Below are 26057 nucleotides of genomic sequence, written 5' to 3' on the forward strand. Positions count from 1 at the left end.
CTATAGAAGGATTAATGCAGGTAGGAAAGACTAGCTCCATCATGAGAATTGCAAACAGTTACTCAAACGTAGTGACTATTCCAGAAGTTATGCCTTTGCATTTAATCGAGAGTGAAAGGGTCAGGAGTGGTGAGCAAAATTATTATATATTGAACGATTTAGCAAAAAGTGCAGCAGCAAAGGAGGTTATTCACAACAACAAGGATCAGGTTATTTTAATAGATAGATATTTCGTTTCTACCTTGGCTTACCTATTAACCGAGCGAGTCTTGGAGAGTAACTCGAGGGAGTGTTCTTTTTTTGAATTATACACTGAATGGTATGGTGAGACGATACTTCCTGACCGTTGGATATTTATAGAAGATGACCCGCGTCAATCTTGGATGAGATCCTATGAGAAGGCTTTGTTAGGTTCTGCAGGATGGACAAGCCTTGAATTTGTGGAAATTATGGACTTGAGCTATAGAAAAGTTTTTCTGGAAATGCAACAGAGTATGAACGCGAACGTTTCTTATATTCGCTCATCATCAATCAGAAATGATTCAGCGGAGCTGGACAAGCTTATTTTTTCAAATTGAAGGAGTACATCCTATGGTTGTTATGATGATAACTATATTTTCACTAATATTAATTGCATTTTCGTACAGAATGATATGCTCCGTTAAGGGATACAACAAACTGCAAGAGGAGATCAACCACTTCAATTCTATACGTGCACATACATGTAGTGAGAATGTCTTATACATCTTGTTACCATGCCATAAAGAACAGTCAATCGTTGAAGAGACACTCTCATATTTTTGGGACCTGGTCAAGAACGAGAGCAATGTAGTTCTGATCGCTATAACGGGAGAAGCGGAAACTATTGATAAACGTGCGAACATTGATCGTATACATGCATTAATCGATAACTGGTGGGCAAAGTTCAATCAAGAGTTATTTTATCAGACTAATAACGGCGTATTTCCACTTTCCTACTACAACAATATCGAGCTTATTCGATTGAAGAGTTTATCGTTCAGTGACTTCAAAAATAAAATAGTGGACCTTTATCAAGGCATACCTTCAACGAATCAACTTATTCAACAATGGCAGGGGGAGCATGTGGAGGATCGAGTCATCTTACTTCATGATTGTAATCCACATAGTAATAAGTCATCTAAAATAAACTATGCTTTACATTTTTTGCTAGAGCGTCATGATGTAAATTCAAGTATTAATTTAGGTACTACATATTTAGCTGTATATGATTTTGATTCTAGACCTCATGAAGCGACATTTAAGTGGTTTAACTGGAAAGTTAATCAACTGAACTTAAATGATGAAGCTTTACCTGCCGTTTTTCAGCAGATTCCTCACCAGTTAGGTAGCCAAATTCAACAAATAAGTAAAAACTCACTTTCCTTTTCTACTGCTATATGGCATCTAGAGAGAACGTTGGGAATTGAAGCCTATTTACTTTACTCGAATATTTGGAAGTCTAAATTCATCAGGGGGTGTATGGGCGCAGGTATATTTATTAATATGCAGCAATTAAAAGAAATGCATGGGGTACCCGAACACAATGATGATATCTCGTTTGGTTATCGATTGGATGTAATCGGAAAGTCAAGATGCTCGATACCTTTTCCGAATTACTCCCAGCCCACTCCATCTACGTTTAATAAGGTTCGACAATACAAGCGCATATATTCAGCGGTGTTTAGCGCGGGACTGGAGCTCGAATGGTCTAAGAAATTTTTTCCTAAGTATGTTGAAAAGAACGGCAGAATGAGAATTATTAGTACCTATATCAACGATAATTTCCATGTATTTAGATTCATATCTTTTTTGTTACTTATTATCCTTACCTTATGCTCAAAGTTTTATTTTTTAGGAGCGATGTTGATTAGTGTGTCCTTTTTAAGTTACTGGCTCACATACAAGTCTTATCTGAATTTTGCTAACCGATTATTAAGCTTAGGCAATTATCCACCATTACGCCCTTCCATATTTGCAAGGCTGGTTTCTGTATTTAGTTACGACGTTTTTAAAGTCATTATTTTGACCCACTTTCTTTGTTCGATGTATATAAAAAAAGATACGATTACCACGATATCGATAGATAAAACAGATAGATGACGAACACAAAACTAGTTACTGTGAGGAATCAATCATGAGAGTTGCTATTCTTGATACGATCTGGTCAGGGGCACGTGAATTATTTGAACAATCAGGCTTTGAGGTGAATTCCCAGCCTGAAGGATCAGAGGTCATTATTGTGCGTAGTGGTATCAAGTTAAGGAAGGATGACATTGACTACTTATATAAAAGCGGGTTGCGGTTGATTTTAAGAGCAGGTTCTGGGCTGGATAATATTGACACAGTAACCTGCAAGTCACTAGGAATTGAAGTCGTTGCGTTTCCTGGACTGAATGCAAATAGTGTCGCTGAAGTTACACTTGCTTTTATGCTTGCAACTTCTCATCGCTTATGGGAAGGCGGAGTAGGTCTTGTAAAAGGCGAGTTTAGAAAAAACCAGTTGTGGGGAGAAAACTTAACCAATAAAAAGATAGCAATCATAGGCTACGGAAAGACAGGCAGAGCTACTACACAATTATTGTTAAATCTAGGTGTGAAAAAAGTTTATGTGCATACCCGTTCAAAGCTGAATGACGATATGAATGGTAAAGTAATCAGCAGCTCACTGGAAGAGTGTCTCACTGCTGATATTATTTCTCTTCATGTTCCATTAACAGCTAGCACGATAGATCTCATTAATCATGAGAATGTAAATAAACTTAAAAAAGGAACGATTCTAATCAATATGGCTAGAAGGGAAGTGGTTAATCACGAAGCAGTTAAAGCCGCTATACTTACTCAGACGATTTCGAGCTACGCCTCAGATGTATTAGACCCGATTATGGATCACGATTTGCTCAGTAAGGATAATGTACTTGCTACTCCTCACCTAGGGGCGCAATGTGAAAGTATCCAAGAAGAGATTGCTAGGAATATGAACGAATGGTTGAAAAAATGGAGGGTAGAGCATGAACATATTCGATGCTGATTTGCATTGGATTGAGATGGAGCATGACTTAATAAAAAAAGCAGGGTTGTTACGGTCAAGAGTGATGCCTAGAGATGGTTGGGATCGAACATTAGGTGGTAAATTTCCTGAGAAAGCAATCTCACAGAAAGACCTACTACATTTTATGGAGAGTAATGTTATATCCAAGGCTGCAATCCATCCTACGCGTTGCTTATCACTAGGGATGATACAGGAACGTGCCATTGCTGCACAGATTGCTGAGTCATTCCACCAATATGTGCTTGAGCAAATGGTTCAACTACCTAAAGATAAGATTTTTCCAATGGCATTAGCTGTTCCTCAAGACATTGATTATACCATAAGAAAATTACCTCAATATAAAGAGATGGGGTTTCACGGTATTCTCTTATTGCCTCATGGGCACAACAAGGTCTTGGGTGATGAAGAGTTTATGGAGTTTTATGCCACTTGTGAGGATTTAGGAATGACAGTCACCATCCATGCTAATTCTTTCGGTGCGATAGGGACAGCGGGATATTCTAGATTTGCAGAGGTACATTGCTTGTCATTTCCGGTTGAATTGATCAGGCAATTTATAAGCATGACATTATCCGGTGTATTCGAGATCTATCCTAAGCTTCACGTCGCGTTTCTCGAGGCAGGGGTGGGTTGGATGCCTTACTGGATTAATCGTTTAGATGATGAATTCGATAAGAGGCATGAGGAATTACCAATTGAGAGTCGCCCATCCGAAATATTAAAAAAATCAAAAGTTTATGTGAGTTGTAGTGGATATGAGAAAGAAATAGCGGAGGTTGATGGTCTACTAGGTGGTGGAGTGCTGTGGCAATCTGATTATCCACATTGGGATCATACTAATCATGTTAGTGTAGAAGTAATCAAAAATCGTATTTCGGAAGACTTATTTCGAAAAGTAATGTGGGATAATCCGTTAGAATGCTACTTGAAGTATACGGAATAGGGGGAGAAAGCTTGTTAGTAGAGATTCCCGAATTTATTTCAAATGCAGCACATGTAGAGATTCTAGATCAAGGTTTGGTTCGTTCGAATACGATAGTAGCTATATGTAGTGATATTGAATTAAATATAACTTTAAACTTAAAAACCCAGAGAGAATGCAATCTAGTGTTTTTCAATGAATTGAATAAAGAAAACACTAAGGTTATAGGTAAACTACTAAGCAGTAATGCAGTGACCGAGGATCTCTTATTAGGGTATTGGATGTCCGCCCACAGCGCTTTTCGGGCCATGCAAGCCAATGAAGGTGAAGGAGGGCAGGTAGCGGCATCTGCTGTTCCAGTCAAATTTCTTGTTAAAAGAAATGATGGATTACAAGTTTTTATTGATGCCTTAGAGAACCAAAATCTTGAAGATGGAGACATCGTTGTCATTGCGGATAAACCGATCGCAATAGCTACTAATCGGGTAATCCCTAGGTCTCTACTTGGTGAAGCTGACCCTAAATTTTTAAGTTATGATGATCGAATAAAATTGGTATCGAAGATCAATCTCGCTAGCCAAATATCACTCTACCCCAAGAATATACTGATGATAGACTACATAGATGAGCTGGAGGCTAGTTTGGGAGCATATAACCATAATAGACTGTGCTACGTAATTTCTTCAATGATTCACAGCCAGCTCGGAAAAAAAGTAGATGTCGTGATTAGCGATTCAGATACAGGCGTCGATCAAGCTCAACCACTCATTGGATTTCCAACAGTGGGTTCGACTCCACTAGGTGTGACAGCCGGCTTATCCATTTATGAGGCGCTACGAGTTAGTGCATTAGCAGAGTTGGTACGGGGACACAACAGATTGATTCCGATTGTCATTTCTAAACCAAGTGCACGTAATCAGATAAGACCTCATATCGGTTCTGAACGTAATTATCCAGGAATGATTCATATCAATCTTGAGCAGGAGTTTCATAGAGGACTACTAACATCTGTATACTGGGAGGTGCAAAAGAATGACTGATAAATTAAAAATTTTTGATGTCGATCAGCATTTGTGTGATTTGAATATATGCGACTGGGAATTGAATGTTCCGACGCACCTTCAGCACAAAGCACCAAAAAATGTAGTGGTGAATGGTGTAGAAAGGCTGTGGATTGAAAACAAGTTATATCCGAAGGAGTCAGGCTTCGGCGTCGGGAGTCCAATGGGTTCGAAGGCTGGAGGGAACGTTACCCTAGAGAAGAGACTGAGCTGGATGAGTACCGTTGGGATTGATGGTGCCATTTTTACTCCTGGTAACTTAGGGATGGCGATACACTCTATTGAGGATATTGAATTGAAGCATGCTGTATGCCAAACATACCGGGAGTGGCAATTGGAGCAGGCAGTAATCGGTGGATCACACTGTTTTGCAGGCATATTGACAGATCCTTTCTCATTACCTACGAAGTCCTTCCTCGCTCATGAACAAGTTTGTAGCTTATATATGCGTCCTACTAACGCCCAACAAATTCATATGTGGGAAGAGCCTATGCACAACGTGTATAAATTAGCATGTGAAATGGATCTCCCTATCATATTACATGGGGGTACTGGCTACTATCAAAATTCCCCTGTTTCGGATCAGTATGATAACTATTTCTACTCACACTTGTTCTCCCACACGGTAGAAATGCAAATGGCATTAAGCGAGCTCATTGGACATGGTATTTTCAGAGAATATAAGAATCTGAAAATTATATTCGTTGAGGCCGGTGTTTCATGGGTTCCAAGCTTTGTAGCTCGATTGCATCATCATATGAAAAGACTTGGAAAGTACATCCCTGGTAAAGGGGTAGATGTATATGAAACACTATATAATAACTGTATGTTTAGTGTCTTTAATGAGGATGCAGAAGGCTTGGGTAATTTTTTAATCGAGAATCATTGGATGAAGGCTGCCTTAGGTAGTGATTACCCACACTGGGATACGATGAATGTGATGGGGATTCTTAAAGATGTACACGGTGAGATTAGAAACAAAGTTGCTTATCAAAACGCGTTCGACTTTTTACGTATCGGCGCTGAGACTGTGAAATAGCGGGTGATCATTATGGATACTAATTACATTCGTGATTGTCATATGTTACTGGAGTATTGTAAGACAAGTGATAGTTCCTTGCTTGATCAAAGATTACAAGAAGGAGCTATTGACTGGGGGAACCTTCTATACTTTGCAGATCTCAATGGGTTACTTGGATTTCTGTGGAAGTTAACAGATGGATTGGAAGATAGTCGTGTTCCTTGGCGAGTCGCTGTTCGACTCAATGAGTTTATTAAGAAACAAGAAAATAGATGGCGTAATTACAGTGAAGTGATTTTCAATCTGCTTCATGATGGAGCTATTAAAGGACAACCTATTTTATTAAAGGGAGGGGCGTTTAAGCATACCATCTACAAAGAGTCGCCCAACATCCGAGGAATTGGTGACATTGATCTTTTGTTTCACAGTAGTGATGCTCAAAGGGTTGAACAATATTTAATAGAGCAAGGCTTTTGGCTTCGTTCGGGTAAAAACGGGTCAACGGCATTTAAAGAGCTAGGCAATGATCGATTGGTTGTGGATGTACATGTAGGAGATCCCTCTAAGAATGATAGAAATCCTTATGATACTTTTATGGTTTTCAAAGACGAAGCAATACCAATTGGAAATGGTATCCTTACTATATCCCATGAACTTTCGTTAATCTATGCGTGTAAACATTTCTGTGAGCATGAAGAAGATTTCAGGAAAGTGTTTCATCAGGACGATGTAAGGCTCTTTAGACTAGTGGATATATTCTTATTATGTAGGCTTGTTAACTTTGGTAAGGTGAAGCAGCTTGCAAGTGAATTAAACTGGATGAATTATTTAGAGCGTACCCTATGGTATGTCAAAGAAATCTTCGGCTACAATTTTGAATTAACTCCTGGACATGAAATGGGAACTGAGCGAATGAGTACGCCGATTGGTTCTTATACATGGCCTTGGGCGATTAGGGAACGGGTGCTCAGGCTAGACCGCGCTGAATGGCTTGCGAGTGCTATGGGTGACCAGGGAAAAAGAAGTGATTGGTATACATCCAAAGAAGGTAACAAAAATCCAACATTGCCTTTATAGGAGATAAAAAAAGTATGAATCCAAACAGCAGCTCACCATTTGTGGGCATTTGGACACAGTCTCCCAGTAAGGAGGTTTCCCAAGTTGTTCGAAGAAGTCCTTTTCTAAGATGGATTGCCGTTGACCTGCAGCATGGGTATTGGTCTTTAAGTGAACTCGAAAGTTTTTTATCTTGCTGTGGCACAAGCAGTTTCAATAAGGTTATTCCGCTAGTGAGGACAGGCATACAACCGAGAGCGGCGGATATTAACGCTATACTAGACGCTGGAGCTTGGGGAGTCATCATTCCTTGTGTCGAGAGTGTGGAACAAGTTTCCGAAATTAGAATGTGGTCAAGCTATCCCCCGTACGGCAACAGGAGTGTTTCAAGATGCTTCGGGATGCCGAATACAGGGTTACAATTGGACCAATATATTGAATGGTCTCATCACAATCTCCAACTGATTTCGATGATCGAAACTGAAAAAGGATTACAGAGCATAGATAAAATCGCTCTTGTGTCCGATGGAATTATGTTTGGAATGAAAGATCTATCTTTATCATTATCCATTCACATCGACGAGGTACTGAAGTTGGTGAATGAGACAATAGCAAAGCATAGTGGACTTATGGGGAAGTTTGGTTATGTGGGTATTCCTGACTGTGAGGTGAAACATTATAATCCCTATTTTAGGTCGATCGGAACAATCAGAGATTTACTCGAACAAGGAATCTCAAGCGTATCTAGATAATGGGCACGGTGGAGATTCCGGTTCTGTGCTTGTGGATATAGGTACTTCCTTAGTCAAATATGGAAAAGGGTTATCAGCAGTAAGGCTAAAAAAACAATCGATATGGTTAAGCAAAGCTCCAGACTGTGTGAAAGAGGGCTTTCCTGAAATATACGGCTATGGCTGGAATGGAGAAGAAGCATGGCTATGCATGAAAAAGCTTAAGATGAGAACGCTCAGTGAGGCTATTATTATGCAAGAAATAGAAGGGGATGATGCAGTTCGAGTAGTTGATAACGTTCTTGGATGGCTGTACAGAAATATGTACGTAATTCAACAAAAAACAAGCAGGCCGCATATCAATCTATTAGTGAGTCAAACCCAATTGCGGGCTGAAATGATCGTTGAATCTAATAATCAACAACTAACTAACTAACTTAATTAACAATGAAACGATAATGATTAACGGAACCCCAATGTTTGGCTTGAAAAAAATAATAAAATTAATTCAAAAACAAGAACAAATATTAAAGCTCTGCATGACCGATAAGGCATTATTTTTGCACGGGGACCTCCATACGGGAAATATTTTGTTTAATGATTTCGGTGAAAAGTTAATTGACCCACGTGGGGATTTTATAGATGGTAGTACATATTTTGATGTTTGCTATGATACAGGGAAGTTATTACATGATCTTCATGCTAAATATTCCTTGGTTCGAGGCGGACACTTTGATCTGAAGGTTGAGGATAACAGCTATTGGTGGAGTGTAAAGAGGGATGCTCCATTCGCTACTTATGAAAAGTTGCTCGCTTACTATTATCAATGGATGCAACGAGAACAAAGTCACGGAAATGACTCGATGCTGATCCCCAAAGCATTATTATCAGAAGGATTATTACTATGCGGAATAGTACCTTTTCACTTGAAGCATACAGAGAGATCGATTGTGTTATTGATTAGTGGAATCGTCTTGTTAAATAAATGGTACGGGTGGTCATCAAATAAATTGGCCATATCAGACTTGTTTCTGCCGCTAGATTATAATAGTTGAGGAGATATTTATGACTACTAATACAAAAGCTAATGTGTTGAGAGAAATGTTAAAGGATCGTTCAACGATCAAGATGGGTGCAGGTGTCCATGATGCAATATCAGCGAAACTAGCCGAAAAAGCGGGTTTTGATTTTATATGGATTAGTGGCTTAGGACTTTCTAGTGTCAATGGCGTACCTGACGGAAGTTTACTTACATTCGGCGATTTTTTACCCGCATTCTCGATGATTTCTCAATCGGTTCATATTCCTGTTATTGCGGATTGTGACAACGGTTATGGCGACGCAGCGAATGCAAGCTTTACAGCGGTTCAAATAATAAATAGAACAAATCTTGCAGGTATATGCATTGAGGATAATCCCTATCCTAAACGAAACAGCCTGGTTAGTGGTCATGATCGCTTACTTGTCACCCAACAGGAGATGGTTCATAAAATAAGTGCTATACGTGACTCGGTTGGAGATGATTTATTTGTTATTGGAAGGTGTGAGTCGTTAATTGCAGGCGAGGGTATTGATGATGCATTACTTCGTGCAAAGGCATATGTATCCGCAGGAGCCGATGCTATTCTGATTCATACGAAAGATAAATTGGCTCAAGAGGTAGCGATGATTAGTGAAAAATGGGATTATAGCGCGCCGTTAGTTATTGTGCCGACAGCATTCCCGCAAATATCGAGTAAGCAACTGCATGGAATGGGATACTCTATGGCGATTTATGCTAATCAAGCTCTGAGAGCAGCATTAACTTCTATTCAATATTCTTACAAATTGATAAAAGAAGACAAAGCCAACGACCTGGAAATGGAGATTATGAAGTTATCTGAACTATTTGATTTAACCTCAACGAAATATCTGTCATACAATGAAGAGGTGAAAATATGAGGTTTCAATCATTTACTAATGAAAAATCTGAAAGCTTCAATTTCGCATACAGCTTCACCCTAGGTATGGTGAATTTTAGCGTATTTAGTAATGTAAAAGAGGTAATGAAGGAAATCGAACATTACATACCATTAACAACAAACTCAAGGACGATGATACATTATGAGATCAGAATGTATATCAATGCTGAACTAAATGAATCGATTCGAAGCCACTGTTTTTCTGGTGGGGCCGATGTTTTCTCCAAACCTGATTTCTCATATAAAACAATAGTCGATGATGATGTCACGTTATTAGCTTCTAACATTGGTTTTCGTAACAGCAACAAGCATTCGATTATCATGAATGGGAACCATATTGCAATTGTTGCTTCAGAAGAGTCTTCCGAAATATATAGAACCCCATTACGACTCATTAGAGAAATTTTTTTAAGGGAGCTGGAAAATGTAGGTGGGTGCTTCACTCATGGAGCAGCCATTGCGATAGATGAAGGCAAGAGTGGTATATTAATTATCGGAGATAATGGTGTCGGCAAAACCTCCACAATGTGGAATTTAGTTCAACAAAAAGGTGTTGAATATATTTCAAATGATCGCTGTATTCTCCATGAGGAACAGAACGATATCGTCGTATATGGGTGGCCTCTAGCTATTCGACTTGGTATGGGTACATTGGAGCATTCGAGGCTTATAAAGGAAGGGGATAGCGAGGCCATCTTTCGAAGGGACCAAGCTTCAGGAATCTGGTCTCAAAAGTTCGAAAACGAGGAGGATGCGCTTAAATACTGGAGGAGCATGGATAAGTTAGAGATAACTCCACAAGAGATGTTTGAGTTTAAGGGAGTGATAAACAGAGGAAGTGAGAAAGTAAGCGCTGTAATTTTTCCTGATTTAAAAATAGGTAGCGGAGAAATTCGTCTGGAGCCTATAGACTGGGACGATTCCCTTGATAAGATTTTGAACGATAATTTGAGGGAACCGATAGATGAGGACTATTTAAGGGGATTCTTAAATATCAGAAAAGTAAGCGACGAGTTCTTAATCGCGGCTACTGCACAGCTCATCCGTCAATTAAAAACGAAGAAGATCTGGAAGTTGAGCGGTGATCCTAGAGATTTGTCAAGCAAGGCGGAGTCTATTGTTGATACACTTCGAAGTCATTTGGGGAATTAGTTATGATTGAATTGTCAGCATGTCGAGTTGCAGTGTTCGATCTAGACGGGACATTAATTGATGCTAACAATAAAGTGTTAGATGGAATCTTGGAAGGGATAGAGCATTTACATAGTAAAAAACTCAAACTATATCTTGCAAGTGGTCGTAACGTTCACTCCATGAGAACCATCATTCCGCAACTGGATTTTCTACAACACTTTGAACCCGTAATCATTTGCAATGACGGGAACGTTCTTTATAACCAACAAACTCATGAAGTAAAAATTATAAACTCCATTAATGATTCTATTTTGAAAGCTATATTAGCCGAGTTAGATGGGAAAGCGGATTTCGTAATCGAAAACAATAGTAGATTTTATGCTAGTTCTAAGGGAGCGGCTACCAAGTTATTTTTTATCTATATAAATTGAACTAAAGAAATCGGATGTCAGAACTTGACACATAGCCTGTCAATGATCGAGCAAGTGTCTTTCAAAATCTCGCTCATGAACAATCCAACGTTTTTTCGTATTTCAGCAACGCTGTGATAAAACACATTGTTGATTACGCTAGACTTAAGCCATTTCCAGAGTCCTTCAACAATGTTTAATTGCGGACTGTAAGGTGGTAAAAATACCAATTCAAGTCTCCCTTCCAGTTCATTCAGAAACGGTTGGAGCAGCTTCGCATGATGGATTCGGGCGTTATCCAGTACAATGACAACTTTACCAGTCGGGTACGCGAGCATCACTTTTTGAAGAAACTTTAAAAAAGTCTCAGCCGTATATTGCTCATCTTCCTGCCATACGATCTGTCCGGTCCCATAGTCGACCGTGGCGAGCAGCTTCACGCCGCGATGTTTCCCCGTCGTCTGGATGATGCGCTGCTTACCGCGAAGAAACCAGGTTTTCTGGATTGCCTGATAGTCTCTTATCATCGATTCATCTTCAAAAAGCAGATGCGCGATTTCGTCATTCATCAATCTTTTTTTAAATCAGGAAATGTTGTCTCTGTAAACTGTCGTTGCTTCTCAGGGTTGGCAGCCTCCAGAGTGTACGTTGGCTTCGTATAGCTTAGTCCTTGACGGTGCATCATCTTGGACACACCTCTTAGGGAGTAACGATGACCGAATTCCCGTTCAATATACGAAGCAATGATCTCGAGTGTCCAGTTATATCGAGCTGAGAAGCCTACATCATGGGGAACAGATTGAACGATGGTTTGCTTTAATTGTTCTTGTTGCTCTTTCGTCAATCGAGTAGGAGCTCCAGTCGAATACTTCATTTGCAGCGCCTTGAGACCACCCGTGTTATAGGCCTGAATATAGTGGTTGACAGTTTCCTTACTGCGATTCAGAGTCTCAGAGATGTCCTTGACAGACTTACCCTTGAAATGTAGGTACACCGCTTGATAGCGTTCATATATACGACGTTCTTTCTCTTGCTTCATAGCCCTTGTGACTTCCTCTAACGAATGCTGCTGTTCCATCTGTATCCCTACCTGTCCGAATAAGTTTCCTTACTCATTCGACACAGAGATCGTTATTTCCTTACCATTCTTTCCTAAAACTTTAGTTCAACTTATATATAAAGAGATAAAAAGAGCTGATATTAACATTATGAATATAGGGGATTTCGAATTTGGACATGTAACGGAGATATTCGTTTTTCCACATGATACAGAAATCGTGACTACCCCGAATTTCAATGATGTATTTTTGATCCCCATGCGTTTTTTTAATTGTGTACGCATCATACCATCTACTTCCTGTAAAGGAACTGGATTCGCAGCCGCGATCAAAGACACTGAATATCAGTTAGACCAGGCGATTGCAATTGGAGATGGTCGGAACGATGTGACCTTGTTTCAAAAGTGTGCAAAGGGAATATCCGTATTGGGTAGTAGCAGGGAGCTGGAGGAAGTTGCAGACCTACGATTAACAGAGACGTTAAGTAGTTTTTTATTAAAATATAGTGGTATAGGTGATTGAATGAGAAAAAAAGAGTATGAACTGATTACGCTTCTTATTAAGCCGCAGTTAAAGCCGAATGAGATTGATAGGCTTAATGAGCTAATGCGCACGCATATGAATTGGGCAGAGGTTATTGGTCTTATTCAAGCTCATAAAGTACCAGGGATTTGCTGGAAAAATGTTGTTGATTATGTTTCGGACTCAAAAGAAAAGAGGCTTACTTTTCCTAAAATCATACATTACCTAGAAACTTCCCATAAAGTACAAATCTTAAAGGCCCAAGAGCAGTTACTTCACTTATCTGATATTTGTAACGAGTTTGAAAATAAAGGAATCAAGTATGTGGTGCTTAAAGGAATCGTGCTATCCCAATGTGTCTATCAAGATTTTGGAGCAAGGGATTTTAATGATAATGATCTGTTAGTACAACCAAGTCAACTACAAGAAAGCTTGGAGATTATTAAATCGAAAGGTTATGTTCAAGGAGGGGTCAGTCCAATAAAGAAAGAAGTTAAAATGAAGAGTCGGAAGGATATTATTACAAGACCTTTAGTATCTCATGAAGTCGTTCCCTTCATCAAAAAGCTGGATAGCACTTTTATTGACCATCATATGATTGATGTTCATTTCTCCATCAACTTAATGTCAGCTTCTCGTAATGATACTATAGTCAATGATCTTCTTGATCGATCGATCGAGGTCAACATTGAGAAGAATACAATACGAACATTGGATTGGGTTCATCACCTTATTTTTTTATGTATCCATTTTTACAAGGAAGCTACAATGTTAAGAGATGTTTTACTATATAAAGATCTACTTCTCGTGAAGCTTTGTGACATTTACCACACATTCAACACCGTATCCAAGCGCGATGATTGGAATTCCTACGAATTTCTCTCTTGTATGGAGCGCTTAGAAAAACAAAAAGAAGTGTATTATTCCTTTTATTATTTACAGGAGTTATTCCATGAGGAGAACATCAGTGAGTTTCTTTCACAGATTCATCTAAAAGAAGATAAGGCCTTTATTAACGAAGTATATCATGTCGACGAGGAACAGGCTGTACATACATGGTCAGGTGATATTTACGACCGAATTTTCAATATGGACAGGCCTTCGCTGATTACTTAAGTAGGGGGGAGTATGCGAATGAGAATTTGTGTGGATTTAGACGGTGTAATATGTGAATTAAGGAGAGGCGACCAAAAGTACGAGGACTTACAGCCGATGGTGGGAGCCAGAGAAAAGTTAACGATGTTAAGAGAGGCTGGAAATTACATAATTATTCATACAGCTAGAAGAATGAGAACGCATCATGGAGATGTCGAAAAAGTGAAGGAGGACATCGGTCAAAGTACAATCGAGTGGCTTGCACGACATCATATCCCCTACGATGAAATCCACTTTGGGAAGCCTTGGGCACAAGTTTACATTGATGACAATGCTTATCGGTTTGACGGTTGGTGCCAAATTCAAGATAATGGAAGTAGCTTGCCCCCTTCAAATGAAAGCAGGTTAAAATGAATAACAAGCGGACTCTGATCATTCCAATGGCTGGAAAAGGCTCTAGGTTCATGAAAGCCGGTTTCGAGCAACCCAAGTATATGATTGAAGTCGAAGGAAGATCATTATTTGAGATTTCATTATCTAGTATTCCGCTCGATGTTTTTCATCATGTCGTATTTGTTGGACTGGAGGAACATGAACGAACGCATGATATTAGTAGATTTATAGAGAAGAACATGAACAAGCTGTTAGGGGAATTGGGCGTACGGTTGAACTATGAGATACAACTGATTCCACAGATTACGAATGGTCAGGCTGAAACCGTGTTTTACGCAAGAAATCTTGTTAGTATGAACGATGAATTAGCTATTTATAATATCGATACTTACTTTCATTCTACGCGTCTACGAGATGTACTACTTGATAAGAGTAAGAAGCTTGACGGGGTACTAGGAGCAACGATTATAGCAGATGATGATGACAAGTGGAGTTTTGCTCAAATTAATTGTATGGGAATCATTACTCGAACAGCTGAAAAAGATAAAATTTCCAACTACGCCTTAAATGGTTTTTATCACTTTTCCAATGCAAGTGATTTTTTTAGCACCGCTGAGAAATGGATTCGGCAAAATCAAAGAGTTAGAGACGAATTCTATGTAGCACCTTTATATAATGATCTGATTCAGGAAGGGAAGCAGTATGTAATTGATCTATCGGAAATATTTATACCTCTAGGCACGCCGGCCGAATTGAGTATAGGGCGGAGTCTGCTGCACGACATGACGGACCTAGAGAAGATGAGTAGGTCATTGAATTGAAGCTCAGTTAGTCCGATGTGCAGTGATTACAACGATCAGCCTGACAGACAGCACGAGCACGGTGACATGCAGCATGTCCATCAGCAGATATGCGGGTCTTCCGATTCCGACCAAGGTCCACCAGAATATTGGCGGTCCTTGTATGAGGAGGCATGCTGCCGCAACGAACAGGAGCAGCACGGCGGATATTTTTCGGAACTGTACATGGGTAGAAAGCAGAGGTAGGGTGCCGATCGTGACGAGTCCCCCTAATAGCAAGCTTACGTGGGCCCAGAGAAGAACATAACCCGACTCCGAGCCTTCCTCCATGCCTAAGAAGGAGAAGTCCATCACATTCAGCTTATAGCATACAGCCATAATTATGGAGGTTATTCCAAGTGTAAAACTATGGATTGCTGTCTTGTTCATCGTACACCTCGTTCGTCAGATAAGTCGTGAATGATCAATCTTAAGCTCTAGAGGAGGATATCGAGCTTGAAGTCGATACTGCTGTCTATGACGCTATTAGCAGGACTCACGCTCCTTAGCGGCTGCACGAAGCCGAGCTTGGAGGCCCCTTCCGCTATTGAGCCTAATGCTCCGCCTCTTGAGGCCATCGTTGCTCGTACCGATCAGCTATTGGCCTTACTGAATAACGCATACTTGTTCACTTCTGATGCGAAGCTGCTGCTTGAGAAGGAAGCAGAGCTTAAGGAGCTCCGCTTTAATCCTAAATCCCCGCCGAATTATAACGAGGAGGGCGGGGCGACCTCTAATAATTCATACAGCTCCCTTTGTCGCTTAGTAATCTCGCCGAACCGCAGATCGTGACCGGGGCGTTCATAACATTCGATCACATCAAGCTCGTCCAAAAGCCCTTGCATCGTATACCGCTGGAATAATTTCTTCTCCTGCATCTCCTTCTTAATATATGAAAGATAGATTAAGGCTACGAATTCCACAAACAGCTTTCCATCAAGACTACGTTCGGATGATACCTCCATACGACGGAAGTTGAGACGCTCCTTCAAATTCCCGAATGCCTTTTCTATGAGATCCTTGTTTCGATAAACGGCCAGTGCTTCAATCGGATCCTTGATCTCATTGCTTAGCATTGCGAAGTAGCCGTAATTTTTAGCCGCGGCGTCGATCGCCTCCTGTTTAGGCCTTATCACGGCTCCACGCTTTGGCGTGGAGGTTACTTCAAAGTATTTAGCGTAGGCTTTCTCATGAGCGGGATCGCGCTTGCCACTCTCTAGTTCTTGCTTCAAGCGAGTCAGCAAACGACTTAATTTCATGGCGTCTTCGGCTTCTTTCTCCTTATTGAAATACAGATGCAAATACGCCCGGCGCTCCCCCTCTAGCACATCGCCTTTATACGGACGATGTTGTGTATACTTCCACGTGATCGTCCTAGAGCAGGCAAACAAATCGTAATCGGAGTTGAAGTTTTCCCATTTCTGAAGCTGAGTTCTAGCGGTCTCCAGTTCAGATTGTACGTATTTTAGTGAGACCTTAACACCAATCAAAAATTTCAGGTGATGCTGGAACAAGGCATTAATGTTGGCTTCGCTGTAGAAGCCTCGATCCATAACCAGCTTGATTTTCTTGTAGTCTAGGAACTCCATATCAGCAATGAGACTCTTGACGGTCTGAACATCGGAGATGTTTCCAGGCAGCTTCCGATAGTAAAACGGCAGGTTGGACTGTTCACCGAATAATAGCGCCAAGTTCATTTGCGGAATAGGATCATGTTCTTTGTTGACACCATACTTGACTTGATTTAAGCATTCAGAATAGCTCGAAATGGTTGTCGTGTCATAGGCCCAATACTCCGTTTCCGTACGACGTCTACCCTGAAGACGGAAGAATCGCTCTCGCCCTTCCTCTGTAATTGAGGCGAACAATTCGCTGCTTCGCTGAGAAGGTATATCTTTGCCATAGGGATGTTTATGAGTCGATGCCCACTTAGGGAATCGAATGAGTGGATTGTGATCCTCGAGAATCAAATAATAGGCAACGGACAACATCTGATCGTATTGCTCAGGAAAGCACTTCTTCAAATCGGCGGTAATTCCGAGCTTATTGCCAATAGCATCAAGTAGAAATGTGGCGCCTGCATAGTGGCGCTTTGATTCGGTCACAGAAGTGGAATCCGCTTTAGAACTAGATGGTTTGATCGGTTTGTTCAACCGCTTTGAAGGAATGAAAGCCCCTGTTTGAGGGTCCAACTTGCCGATGCAAGTACGACGGCTACGAGATTGCTGCTTATCCTTATCCCAGTAGTTTTCGGATTCGTAAACGTATGTGATACCATTGGTCTTATTCTTCAAATAGACAAGTGCCATGTGATCCCCTCATTCCACGTTATAATTATAACGTGGAATGGATAGATTTAGCAAGAGAAAAATGACGAAACCCCGCGAATTATAAGGGGAATTTACAATTCCACGTTATAATTGCGCGGGGATTTAGGTTTAATCCTTCAGAGGATGCTGCGGCTGTAGTAGAACGATTTATTGTACACAGTGCCAGCATAGATCGGGTCAACGACGCTGGAGAACGACCTTATGATGTAGCGCTGCATGCAAATAACGAAAGGCTGCTCTCTTTATTAAAGTAGCTTCATGTTACCCCTATACCGACCTTTCGCTAAGAAACACCTGTTACGATGCGTAAGGAACCATCTGTACTGCATGGCCTAGAAGCTGAATAACCCCTTTCTCTCTGGCAAGGTAAGGATTCGGCTTCACACCTTAGTTAAGTTTAACAAATAATCTAAATTATTCAAGACACAAGTGAACTGTCCATAGCAAAAAGACTTGCCGCACCCTACTGCGACAAGTCTTAAGTCCCTCCAGCCTCACTCCACCAGCGTTCGCACAATATAGCCCTAGCCGTGCTCAGCACGAGCACGGGCGGGTTACCTCGTGCGCTTCTTCCTCCTAAGCACGCCCCGTCCGGCACAGCCGCAGACGGACTTCCCGTAGTAAGGTGTCGTGCGCAGCTTACGCGCAGCGGCCGGGAAGCGGATCGATTCCATGATGCGGGGCACGTCTTTATTGACCATCTGTCTTAGCAGCTTGATGGCCGCGCCGTACCTCTTGTAATTGTATTCGCCCGTCTTCGGGTCGACGAATTCGCTTGGCAGCTCCTCGGGTGTCTGGCAGGCGAAGAGGCGGCCGTTGCTTACCCCCAGCAGGCTGAGCGGTGATTCGCTGTAGCCCTGCTCGTACCATTGCTCCTCTGTCATTCGGTACACGAGAATGGAGAGCACATTGTCGTAGATCTTGCGGTTGTATCTGAACTTGAAGTGCAGCTCGTACTCCGTTTCGGCTACGCGCTTGCGACGGCTGACGACGCAATGCGTCCGCCACCGAGTCGGGAATCGCAGCGTGAAGCCGTATTTATCATTTTTGTACACCAGCATGGTCGGTTTCCCCAAGTCTCTCAGCTCCTTTCCGGCACATGATGTCATGCGATGAACACCGCCGCTCCTCAAGCAGAAGCTTTCATCGGTTGTTACAGCTTATGCGGAGGCTGGCTTGGCATATGGCTCACTTTTCCAGAAAAGTGTGAATGAAAAAAAGCTCTATACTTGGAAGCATCAGCACCAGTAGGTGAGTGCTTCCGAGCGGAGAGCTTATGAGCAATACTCTATGTAAGGAGTAGCCTAAGCGCCAGTACGGGTCTGCACGTACTCGCGGATGGCCTCCGGGATCATGTGCAGCGACGATAGGGTCAAATACGCGCCCTGAGGCTCCACGTTGACCTCGATCTGGTTGTACGACCATTCGACCTCGGCGGGCATGAAGATCGCATGAATGCCGCACGTCAATGCAGGCATAATGTCGGTGCGCAGCGAGTTGCCGATCATCCACGTGTGGGAGCGGTCTGCCTGCAGGGAGTCGAGCAGCTGGTCGAGGAACTCGATATTTTTATGACGGGTAATATGAATCCGGTTGTTGAAGAAGCGATCCAGCTCCGCCTCCTTCACCTTGCGCATCTGGATCGCTGTATCGCCACCTGTGTACAGATGCAGCTCGTGGCCCTCGGCAGTGAGAGTGGCGAGCGTCTGTTCCATGTACGGATACGGCTCGATGCTGTGACCGTATACCGACGCGCCGAGCTCAAGCAGCCGCAGCCGCTCTTGTTCGCTCTCGGGTCTGCCGGTCAGCGCTGAATAATGCTGGTATGTCAGAAGGAAGGAGCGCGGGAAGTGATCGGGGGAGAAGCCGCTCACCAGCACCTGCTGCAGGTCGAGCTCGGACTGGGTATGCTTGATGTCGGCAGGGGACAGCTTATAGCTGTGGAACCACGCCTCCATCTGGTCTGCGAATTGATCCATGACAAGGTCGAAAAATTTGTTACAATAAATGAGCGTATCGTCCATATCAAACAGTATCGTTTGCTTCATAGGCGTTCTCTCCTGGTCTACACGCAACTATCGCGTTTTTCCTATATTATACACAGTGTGGAGCGGGCACGCATCTCATGCGGTGCTGGTAGGGCTGCGGCAGTGAGCCTTGCGTGCGCTGCTGCAGCGCACGCAAGCATAGGCAGGCAGCTGAGTCGTGAGACGCCGCTGCCTAAGCTGCTGATGCTACTCCGCCATCGCCGCAGTCATTGCGGCTTCCGGTGCCTGCCCGGCGGCCGTGCTCGCCGCTAGCATCGCAGCGCTCTCCGATGCTGTCTCCGAAGGCTGTAGCTGCAGCGCGGACGGCTGCGTCATGAGGCTCTGCCCCTCGAAGATCGCGCCTTGCTCAATCATGAGCGTTCCTGCGACGATGCGTCCGGTCAGTCTGCCGGTCGACGTGATGCGCACGAAGCCATCTGCTTGCACGAAGCCCTCCAGCTTGCCCGCGATGATCACATCCCGCGCCTTCAGCTCCTTGCAGTGGACCATTCCCTTCTCACCGACGGCCACCTCGCCTGTAGCATATAGGCTTCCGACGAATTCTCCCTCAATGCGGATGTCGGCCTGCGAGTTCATCTCTCCTTCCATGCGGCTTCCTTCTCCAATTAGCGTCACCGTACCGCTGGAGCGCTTGAAGCCTTTACCTGTAGCATTCGTCTTGCTTCTTCCGATGCCCATCATCATTTCGCAGTCTCCTTCTTCTCTCTGTTCTTCGGGAAATATGGCGCAGGGTCCGTGCTCTTGCCTCCGAGCAGCACCTCGTAATGCAGATGAGGCCCGGTACTGCGCCCGGTCGTGCCGAGCTTGCCGATGATGTCGCCCTTATCGACGCGCTGTCCCTTGCGGACTGACACGCTGTTCAGATGCATATACCATGTCTTCAGTCCATCGGAATGCTCGACGATCACATTATGACCATGCAGCTTGTCGTAGCCGACCTTCTCGACAACGCCGCGTGCGGTCGTGTAGATGGGGTCGTTCATTTTACCCCCGATATCGATGCCTCGATGGAAGCTGAGCTTGCGTGTAAAAGGGTCCCGCCGATAGCCGTAATTCGACGTCACAATCCGTGACACAGTCGGCCACAGCGTCGGCGTGCGGGCCAGCTGATCCTGCTTCGCCTGCAGCTGGAGCTTCGACTCGTTGAAGCGATCGGCCAGCTGGACGATCTCCTGCTCGAGCGCTGCATATGTCTGGCCAGTGGCAAGCGCGAGCTTCTGCACCTCCTCGTCTGAAGCCGGATATGCCGGGCCTCCCATTGCTTGCAGAGGCGAGGCCGAGCCGACTGCCGCAGTACCGTCGCGCTCTGCCCGCTTCAAGTCCCCGGGCGTCAGCTTCTGCAGATCCTGCTCCAGCTTCTTCATCGCTTCGACCTTGGAGTGGATATGTGCAGCTTGCTTGGAGAGCGAATAGATTTCGTTCTCCAGCTCCTCGATGCGCTGGTCCTTGCCGGCGAGCGCCTCCTCCAGCTGAGCAGCCTTGCCGTGCAGCTCGCTATTGTGCTGGAAGGTGGACGCGGCTGTATGTACGCGTGTCGTGTACACATAGACGGCGATCCCAATGAACAGGACGATAGCCGCTAGAGCGCCCGATACGGCAGCGCGGGACAGCTTAACACGAACGACGCTGCCATTCACCTCAGGGATAATGACGAACGTCAGCTTATTGCGAAACCACTTGAATGTCATGACGACTCCTTTCGATTCATTCGAGCCAAGCTATAAGGCTTGCGATATAGTTGCTTCAACCCTCGGAGTTACCGACAGCTTGGCGGAATTGCCGAGGCGATTGTACTCGGTACGTCGAGGCCTTCTTCAGCTCCAGATGGGTCGTAAGCAGTACTGCGGTGAAGCACAGGGCATACAGCACGCCGCATATATTTCCAACTATTGCGAAGGTCGGTCCGAGCCACATACCTATCAGGAGCAAGGCGGCGCAAGCGACGATTAGCAGGTTGCCTGTCGTGAGCAGCGTGCTGTACGATATGCGGTTAAACCAATCCAGGATTACCTCCAGACCGCTCCTGTTACTTCGCCGGCCGCTCGTCTGCGTATCGCCTTGATCCTGTTCGTTCATCTCCCCGCGGCTTGGGAATCGGCGGGACAGGGCGATCAGTCCGATGAGCAGCAGCGGCTGGTAGCCGAGGATGAAGACGGGTGAGCAGTAGTTGCCGAAGCTGAACACCTCGGTCGTCGTCTTGAACGCGATCAGCGTCGTCAGCAGCAGCCATAGACCGGCGGGCGTATTGATCAGCGCATACTCTCTTCGCTTGACCAGGCTCGATATACCGAGCAGGAATGCAAGGTAAATATATATAATTTTGCACACAGAAACCGGGAACAAGATGCTCAGTATAATGAGATCGACCCGATCGAGAAAGTCGGTAATATGAATGTGCTGCACCAGGCTGTAATTCGGGTAAATGATATTGCCGGGTATGTTCGGTCCGAGCACGAGCACAGCCATCAGCAAGGCAATGGACAGCAGAAATGTCGAGAGCATGATCCCGTGCCGGAATGAAGACCTCAGCTGCTTGCTGCTCCACATCGTATGCATGAACGCCCCTGCGATCAGGATGTCGCCGTACCAGCCCGTCCCGAGCAGCGAGGTGGAGGTCAAGCTCTGCGCGTTGATCGTAAGCACGGGCTGGATCAGCGTGCGATTCAGCTCGTTCGACAGCAGCAACGGTAGAATGAGCATCAGAATGAAGAACACCGGGAAGAACAGCTCGTTCACCCGCGCCACGACCTCGATGCTAGTTCGTCCGTAGAAGATCAGGATGCTGACGAACAGCAGGAGGACGATCTCCTGCGGTGTGTTCGGCAGCAGGATCGTGCCGATGAACTTGCCGAACGCCCGCAGGTCGCGCATGAGGATGGACCAGAAGTGTATGACAAGCACCAGGTTCGCGACGATTCCGCCGAGGCGACCGAAGACGATCGTATTGATTTCATACATGTTCTTGTTCGGAAAGCGGATGGCAAGCATCGTAAGCACGTAGCCCACAAGCAGCGCGTAGACTGCCGGGAAGAAGAAGCTGACCCAAGCGTCGGTCTTGCTCACCCGGATCAGCTCATGCTGCACAGTCAGCAGACCTCCACCCGTTAGCAGGGCGGCGATGAGCCATGTGAATTGCCGATAGCTGATGATGTGTAAGCCCGTTGACATCGTAACGCTCCTTTCGAGAAGCTAGCTGCCATGAAAAATTTCGAACACCCAAGGTGACAGGTGCTCAATCATATAGCTGGTCGGCATCGGTGGCTCGTAGCCGATCATGAGGCATACATACAGGGCGAAGGTCGCTCCGCACAGCACGAGATATACACGTCGCAAGCTTTTCGGCGAAGCCGACCAGTGTCTGTAGTTCGTCGAGACGAGAAGTAGCGCATACAGGGCGAATAGCATCATGAATAAGGTGTTCATCGGTGTGTCTCCGTTGCAGTCACGTTATTGTAGATCAAGCCGGATTCGGCAAGAATTGCGTCGACATTGATGACGAATTCAGCCTGCTTCAGCGCGCCAGGCCACTCCGGCCTGTAGCGCTGCTTCCATGCATTCGGATAGGCGCGCCAGATGTAGTTGCCGAACTGGGCCGAATCGGCCTCGTTATCGATCATCTTCTTAATGGCCGACTCGATGCTCTTCTTAATGAACGCTTCAACTCGCTCCTCAGCCGCATTGATTTTGTCCTGCTGGCTGAAGTCGTAGTAGCCTGAGCTCTCGACAACCTTGGCCTGCGTCTCCACATCGATCTCGTAAGAGAGCTTCCCGTTCTGGATTTTGGGCTTGATCTGGCACTGGGAGTCATAGATTCGGAATGACAAGTGCCTATCCTCCATCGTCACCGTAACAGGAATGTGCACGGAGCGGCCCTTCAAGAGCCCGAGTCCAAAAGCCTCGTCTCCCTGAAGGGTGCCGATCATTCGATCTCCCTTGAATTGACTGTAGCCCAATATCTGGATCTCCTTGGAATTCTTCAGCCCTTTCTCGGACTCCCTTACTCCCATGAAGACCGCGACCGGATCCGCCCCGGTCGTGCTCAAGGCTAATGCGAAATCCTTCATGTTCATATCGACGACGACCTTGGACTTGGCCAGCTCCCGAATCGCCTCGGACGGGAACCGCTCGAACTTCGGTGTCGACTGCAGCAGCTCGTATGCCTTACCTTCTGCGACAATGAAATAGGTGGTCATCCGGCTCTCTGGCGAGCGCGGAATCGCATCGAAGATGAAGCGGATGCTGTCCTTGGCGAGCGCCTCCCCGACCAGGATCGTTCTGCGATGAGCGAGGAACATACGCCTTGGCATACGCTCCTGAAGCTTCGACTGCGCCTCACGGAACGTACGGCCGACCTCCGAATCGATATAGTAGCTCATGCCGCCGCTCGTACCGCCGCCGCCGCCGGTCGCGCCGCCCATCTGACCGGGGAGCGGCAGCAGGACGGAATAACGGATGCTCCCGTCCTTCTCCAGATCAATCGCCGAGGACAGAATAAAACCGATATCATTCACCTCCGTCCGGTCCCAGCAGCCGGGGAGCAGGAGCGTGAGTGTGAGCACCAGACCGCATCGTGTCCACTTGCCCATTACGTTTCCCCCTCCTTCTCGTCCTGCTGATGCGGCACATGTCTTCCCCGCTGGCCGGAGTCGACGATGATCTCGTCGCGCAGCTCTTGCCCGAGGCGCTGTGCATCCTGTACATGCATAAAGTCGGGCCGCTTCTTCATACCCCACCAAGGTGAGCGTATGAGCACATCCTTCAGGTCAGAAGACGACAACGGCGCGAGCGGAGACAAGTAAGGCACGCCGAACGAGCGCAGACTTGCCATATGCCCGATGATGAGCATGATGGCTACTAGAATGCCGTATAGCCCGAATAGCGATGCGGCGATCAAGATCGGAAAGCGCAGCATTCGCACGGCAATCGCCCCGTTAAACCTTGGGATCGTGAAGGAGGCGATACCGGTAATCGAGACGACGATAACCATCGGCGCCGATACGATGCCCGCCTGCACCGCGGCCTGACCGACGACGAGCGCTCCGAGAATCGAGACCGCCGAGCCGATCGTCTTCGGCAGTCGGATCCCAGCCTCCCTCAGCGCCTCGAACGTAACCTCCATAATGAGCGCCTCGACGACCGCAGGGAACGGTATCGCTTCGCGTGCCGCCGCTACCGACAGCAGCAGTGTCGTAGGCAGCAAATCCTGATGATACGTCGTAATCGCCACATAGAGAGCCGGCGTCAGCATGGAGAGGATCAAGAACAAGTAGCGCAGCCAGCGAATCAGCGTCGAGATCTGGAATCGCTCGTAATAGTCCTCGCTCGCCTGCATAATTTCGGTGAAGACGAACGGCACGAGCAGGACGAACGGGGTGCCGTCGACCATAATGCCGACCCGTCCTTGTAGCAGCGCGGCTGCCACCATGTCCGGCCGTTCCGTATATTGCACCTGCGGGAAGGGGGAGTACGCTGAATCTTGGATGAGCTCCTCGATATAGCCGGACTCGAGCACCGCGTCGATATCGATTTTGTTGAGGCGTCCGATCACCTCCTCGACCATCTTCGGATCAGCGAGATCCTCCAGATACGTGACCACGATGCTCGTATTGCTCTCCCGCCCAAGCACCATCGGCTTCATCTTCAGATGCGGCGTCTTCAGCTTGCGGCGGACCATGGAAGTATTGGTGCGTATATTTTCGACAAACCCTTCGCGAGGACCACGAATGACCGATTCAGTTTCGGGTTCATTAATCGATCGCTTCTCGGCTCCCCGCAAGCCCATGAGCAGCGCCTTGTTGTTGCGGTCTATAATGACGCCGGAATCGCCTCCCAGCACAGAAGCGAGCAGGTCGCCGTAATTGTCGGCCTTCTGAATTTGCGAGACCGGGAGCACCGATTCCGATATGTTGTCGATCAGCTGCTCGCCGCCCTCGAGAATCATGAGAGCCCTCATCGCAGCATTAATCTCGTCAGAATTGGCCATTCCGTCGATGAAGAACAGAATGGCGCTCGGCCCGTGCTCCAGCTTGAACTCGCGAATGACGAAGTCGGAGCAGTCGTCGAACAGCTCACTCAAGTAATGCTTATTATCTGCCAGATCGACAGAGATCGGAACGGAACGAAGCTCGGTGATGAACCGGTAGTCGCGCTTGAGCAATGGATGATCCCCGCTGCTTCCCTTCTTGCTGCGTCCCTTCTTCAGCACGTTAGACGCCTCCTCTCGAGTTAGTCGATAGCCTGCATCCAAGCTTTGCCTCTTCCGTGTCCGGTATATTTTCCACCAATTTCGAAAAATTATGACAACCGGATTATACGTGTTGGACAAATGCAGACGGCACGCAACTCAGGGTCTTGCAAAGAATAGGCGGAGGGCCGATGGTAAAGGCTAGAAATGAGGAGTAGGACG

Annotated in this window: 28 protein-coding genes; 17 read left to right on the top strand and 11 right to left on the bottom strand. The window is 45.4% G+C overall.

From position 1 onward, the window contains the following. The first annotated feature begins 41 nt into the window (after window positions 1-41). Genes PAE68_RS04445 through PAE68_RS04505 form a run of 13 tightly spaced genes read left to right on the top strand, consistent with a single transcriptional unit; the run spans window position 42 to window position 11387 of the window. On the top strand, window positions 42-578 hold the full coding sequence (locus PAE68_RS04445) for a hypothetical protein (protein ID WP_281884491.1): 537 nt from the start codon (window positions 42-44) through the stop codon (window positions 576-578). A gap of 13 nt (window positions 579-591) precedes the next feature. Further along, window positions 592-2121, top strand: a complete 1530-nt coding sequence (locus PAE68_RS04450) for a hypothetical protein (RefSeq protein WP_281884493.1) — start codon at window positions 592-594, stop codon at window positions 2119-2121. A 34-nt stretch (window positions 2122-2155) separates the two neighbouring features. Next, the gene (locus tag PAE68_RS04455) at window positions 2156-3049 is read left to right on the top strand and encodes an NAD(P)-dependent oxidoreductase (protein WP_281884496.1); all 894 of its coding nucleotides are present in this window, start codon (window positions 2156-2158) and stop codon (window positions 3047-3049) included. Then, the gene (locus PAE68_RS04460) at window positions 3030-4013 is read left to right on the top strand and encodes an amidohydrolase family protein (RefSeq protein ID WP_281884498.1); all 984 of its coding nucleotides are present in this window, start codon (window positions 3030-3032) and stop codon (window positions 4011-4013) included. The genes PAE68_RS04455 and PAE68_RS04460 overlap by 20 nt, the downstream gene beginning before the upstream one ends. A gap of 11 nt (window positions 4014-4024) precedes the next feature. After that, window positions 4025-5032, top strand: coding sequence for a hypothetical protein (locus PAE68_RS04465; RefSeq protein ID WP_281884501.1), 1008 nt, complete (start codon window positions 4025-4027; stop codon window positions 5030-5032). Further along, on the top strand, window positions 5025-6092 hold the full coding sequence (locus tag PAE68_RS04470; protein ID WP_281884503.1) for an amidohydrolase family protein: 1068 nt from the start codon (window positions 5025-5027) through the stop codon (window positions 6090-6092). Before PAE68_RS04465 ends, PAE68_RS04470 begins: the two co-directional genes overlap by 8 nt. Before the next feature lie 12 nt (window positions 6093-6104). After that, window positions 6105-7151 carry a nucleotidyltransferase family protein gene (locus tag PAE68_RS04475; RefSeq protein WP_281884505.1) on the top strand — a complete coding sequence of 349 codons (1047 nt, stop codon included), beginning with the start codon at window positions 6105-6107 and terminating at the stop codon, window positions 7149-7151. Between the two features lie 14 nt (window positions 7152-7165). After that, window positions 7166-7882 (top strand): aldolase/citrate lyase family protein, encoded by a 717-nt coding sequence (locus tag PAE68_RS04480; protein WP_281884507.1) that lies wholly within the window; start codon window positions 7166-7168, stop codon window positions 7880-7882. 25 nt (window positions 7883-7907) lie between these two features. Further along, a complete protein-coding gene (locus PAE68_RS04485; RefSeq protein WP_281884510.1) occupies window positions 7908-8297 on the top strand; it encodes a hypothetical protein in 390 nt (129 codons plus the stop codon). 22 nt (window positions 8298-8319) lie between these two features. Beyond that, window positions 8320-8916: a hypothetical protein gene (locus PAE68_RS04490; RefSeq protein ID WP_281884512.1), complete on the top strand. Its 597-nt coding sequence runs from the start codon at window positions 8320-8322 to the stop codon at window positions 8914-8916. A gap of 10 nt (window positions 8917-8926) precedes the next feature. Next, a complete protein-coding gene (locus PAE68_RS04495; protein WP_281884514.1) occupies window positions 8927-9802 on the top strand; it encodes an isocitrate lyase/PEP mutase family protein in 876 nt (291 codons plus the stop codon). Beyond that, a complete protein-coding gene (locus PAE68_RS04500) occupies window positions 9799-10974 on the top strand; it encodes a phosphoenolpyruvate carboxykinase (ATP) (protein ID WP_281884517.1) in 1176 nt (391 codons plus the stop codon). Before PAE68_RS04495 ends, PAE68_RS04500 begins: the two co-directional genes overlap by 4 nt. Window positions 10975-10976: 2 nt before the next feature. Continuing rightward, on the top strand, window positions 10977-11387 hold the full coding sequence (locus tag PAE68_RS04505) for an HAD family hydrolase (RefSeq protein ID WP_281884518.1): 411 nt from the start codon (window positions 10977-10979) through the stop codon (window positions 11385-11387). Window positions 11388-11404: 17 nt separating this feature from the next. Here the strand turns inward: PAE68_RS04505 and PAE68_RS04510 are convergent. Continuing rightward, window positions 11405-12450, bottom strand: a protein-coding gene (locus PAE68_RS04510; RefSeq protein ID WP_397379333.1) for an IS630 family transposase whose coding sequence is annotated in 2 segments (ribosomal slippage) — window positions 11405-11938 and window positions 11941-12450 — 1044 coding nt in all. Because the reading frame shifts where the segments join, the coding sequence is not laid out codon by codon here. Between the two features lie 124 nt (window positions 12451-12574). Here PAE68_RS04510 and PAE68_RS04515 point away from each other — a divergent pair. From PAE68_RS04515 to PAE68_RS04530, 4 genes are read left to right on the top strand one after another with little or no spacing between them, the layout of a single operon-like run. After that, complete coding sequence (locus PAE68_RS04515; protein WP_281884520.1) at window positions 12575-12946, top strand: HAD hydrolase family protein; 372 nt, start codon at window positions 12575-12577, stop codon at window positions 12944-12946. Further along, window positions 12947-14062 carry a nucleotidyltransferase family protein gene (locus tag PAE68_RS04520; protein WP_281884522.1) on the top strand — a complete coding sequence of 372 codons (1116 nt, stop codon included), beginning with the start codon at window positions 12947-12949 and terminating at the stop codon, window positions 14060-14062. An 18-nt stretch (window positions 14063-14080) separates the two neighbouring features. Next, window positions 14081-14455 (top strand): HAD family hydrolase, encoded by a 375-nt coding sequence (locus PAE68_RS04525; RefSeq protein ID WP_281884525.1) that lies wholly within the window; start codon window positions 14081-14083, stop codon window positions 14453-14455. Continuing rightward, complete coding sequence (locus tag PAE68_RS04530) at window positions 14452-15255, top strand: sugar phosphate nucleotidyltransferase (RefSeq protein ID WP_281884527.1); 804 nt, start codon at window positions 14452-14454, stop codon at window positions 15253-15255. The genes PAE68_RS04525 and PAE68_RS04530 overlap by 4 nt, the downstream gene beginning before the upstream one ends. 3 nt (window positions 15256-15258) lie before the next feature. On the opposite strand, the gene PAE68_RS04535 is transcribed toward PAE68_RS04530, so the two are convergent. From PAE68_RS04535 to PAE68_RS04580, 10 genes are all read right to left on the bottom strand, one after another. Continuing rightward, on the bottom strand, window positions 15259-15663 hold the full coding sequence (locus PAE68_RS04535; RefSeq protein ID WP_281884529.1) for a hypothetical protein: 405 nt from the start codon (window positions 15661-15663) through the stop codon (window positions 15259-15261). Window positions 15664-15980: 317 nt separating this feature from the next. Then, on the bottom strand, window positions 15981-17582 hold the full coding sequence (locus PAE68_RS04540; protein ID WP_281884531.1) for an IS1634 family transposase: 1602 nt from the start codon (window positions 17580-17582) through the stop codon (window positions 15981-15983). Window positions 17583-18157: 575 nt separating this feature from the next. Beyond that, the gene (locus tag PAE68_RS04545) at window positions 18158-18679 is read right to left on the bottom strand and encodes a hypothetical protein (RefSeq protein WP_281884533.1); all 522 of its coding nucleotides are present in this window, start codon (window positions 18677-18679) and stop codon (window positions 18158-18160) included. Between the two features lie 228 nt (window positions 18680-18907). Continuing rightward, complete coding sequence (locus tag PAE68_RS04550; protein WP_281884535.1) at window positions 18908-19651, bottom strand: HAD family hydrolase; 744 nt, start codon at window positions 19649-19651, stop codon at window positions 18908-18910. Window positions 19652-19837: 186 nt separating this feature from the next. Continuing rightward, window positions 19838-20335: a bactofilin family protein gene (locus PAE68_RS04555; RefSeq protein WP_281884537.1), complete on the bottom strand. Its 498-nt coding sequence runs from the start codon at window positions 20333-20335 to the stop codon at window positions 19838-19840. Next, window positions 20332-21339, bottom strand: coding sequence for a M23 family metallopeptidase (locus PAE68_RS04560; RefSeq protein ID WP_281884540.1), 1008 nt, complete (start codon window positions 21337-21339; stop codon window positions 20332-20334). The genes PAE68_RS04555 and PAE68_RS04560 overlap by 4 nt, the downstream gene beginning before the upstream one ends. Before the next feature lie 55 nt (window positions 21340-21394). Continuing rightward, window positions 21395-22819 carry a GerAB/ArcD/ProY family transporter gene (locus PAE68_RS04565; protein ID WP_281884542.1) on the bottom strand — a complete coding sequence of 475 codons (1425 nt, stop codon included), beginning with the start codon at window positions 22817-22819 and terminating at the stop codon, window positions 21395-21397. A 21-nt stretch (window positions 22820-22840) separates the two neighbouring features. Continuing rightward, window positions 22841-23074 carry a hypothetical protein gene (locus PAE68_RS04570; RefSeq protein WP_281884544.1) on the bottom strand — a complete coding sequence of 78 codons (234 nt, stop codon included), beginning with the start codon at window positions 23072-23074 and terminating at the stop codon, window positions 22841-22843. Next, a complete protein-coding gene (locus tag PAE68_RS04575; protein ID WP_281884546.1) occupies window positions 23071-24237 on the bottom strand; it encodes a Ger(x)C family spore germination protein in 1167 nt (388 codons plus the stop codon). Before PAE68_RS04575 ends, PAE68_RS04570 begins: the two co-directional genes overlap by 4 nt. Next, entirely contained in the window at window positions 24237-25808 is a 1572-nt protein-coding gene (locus PAE68_RS04580) for a spore germination protein (protein WP_281890892.1), read from the bottom strand. Before PAE68_RS04580 ends, PAE68_RS04575 begins: the two co-directional genes overlap by 1 nt. Window positions 25809-26057: the final 249 nt, after the last annotated feature.

It is taken from the genome of Paenibacillus sp. YYML68 (assembly GCF_027923405.1).
Taxonomy (GTDB): domain Bacteria; phylum Bacillota; class Bacilli; order Paenibacillales; family NBRC-103111; genus Paenibacillus_G.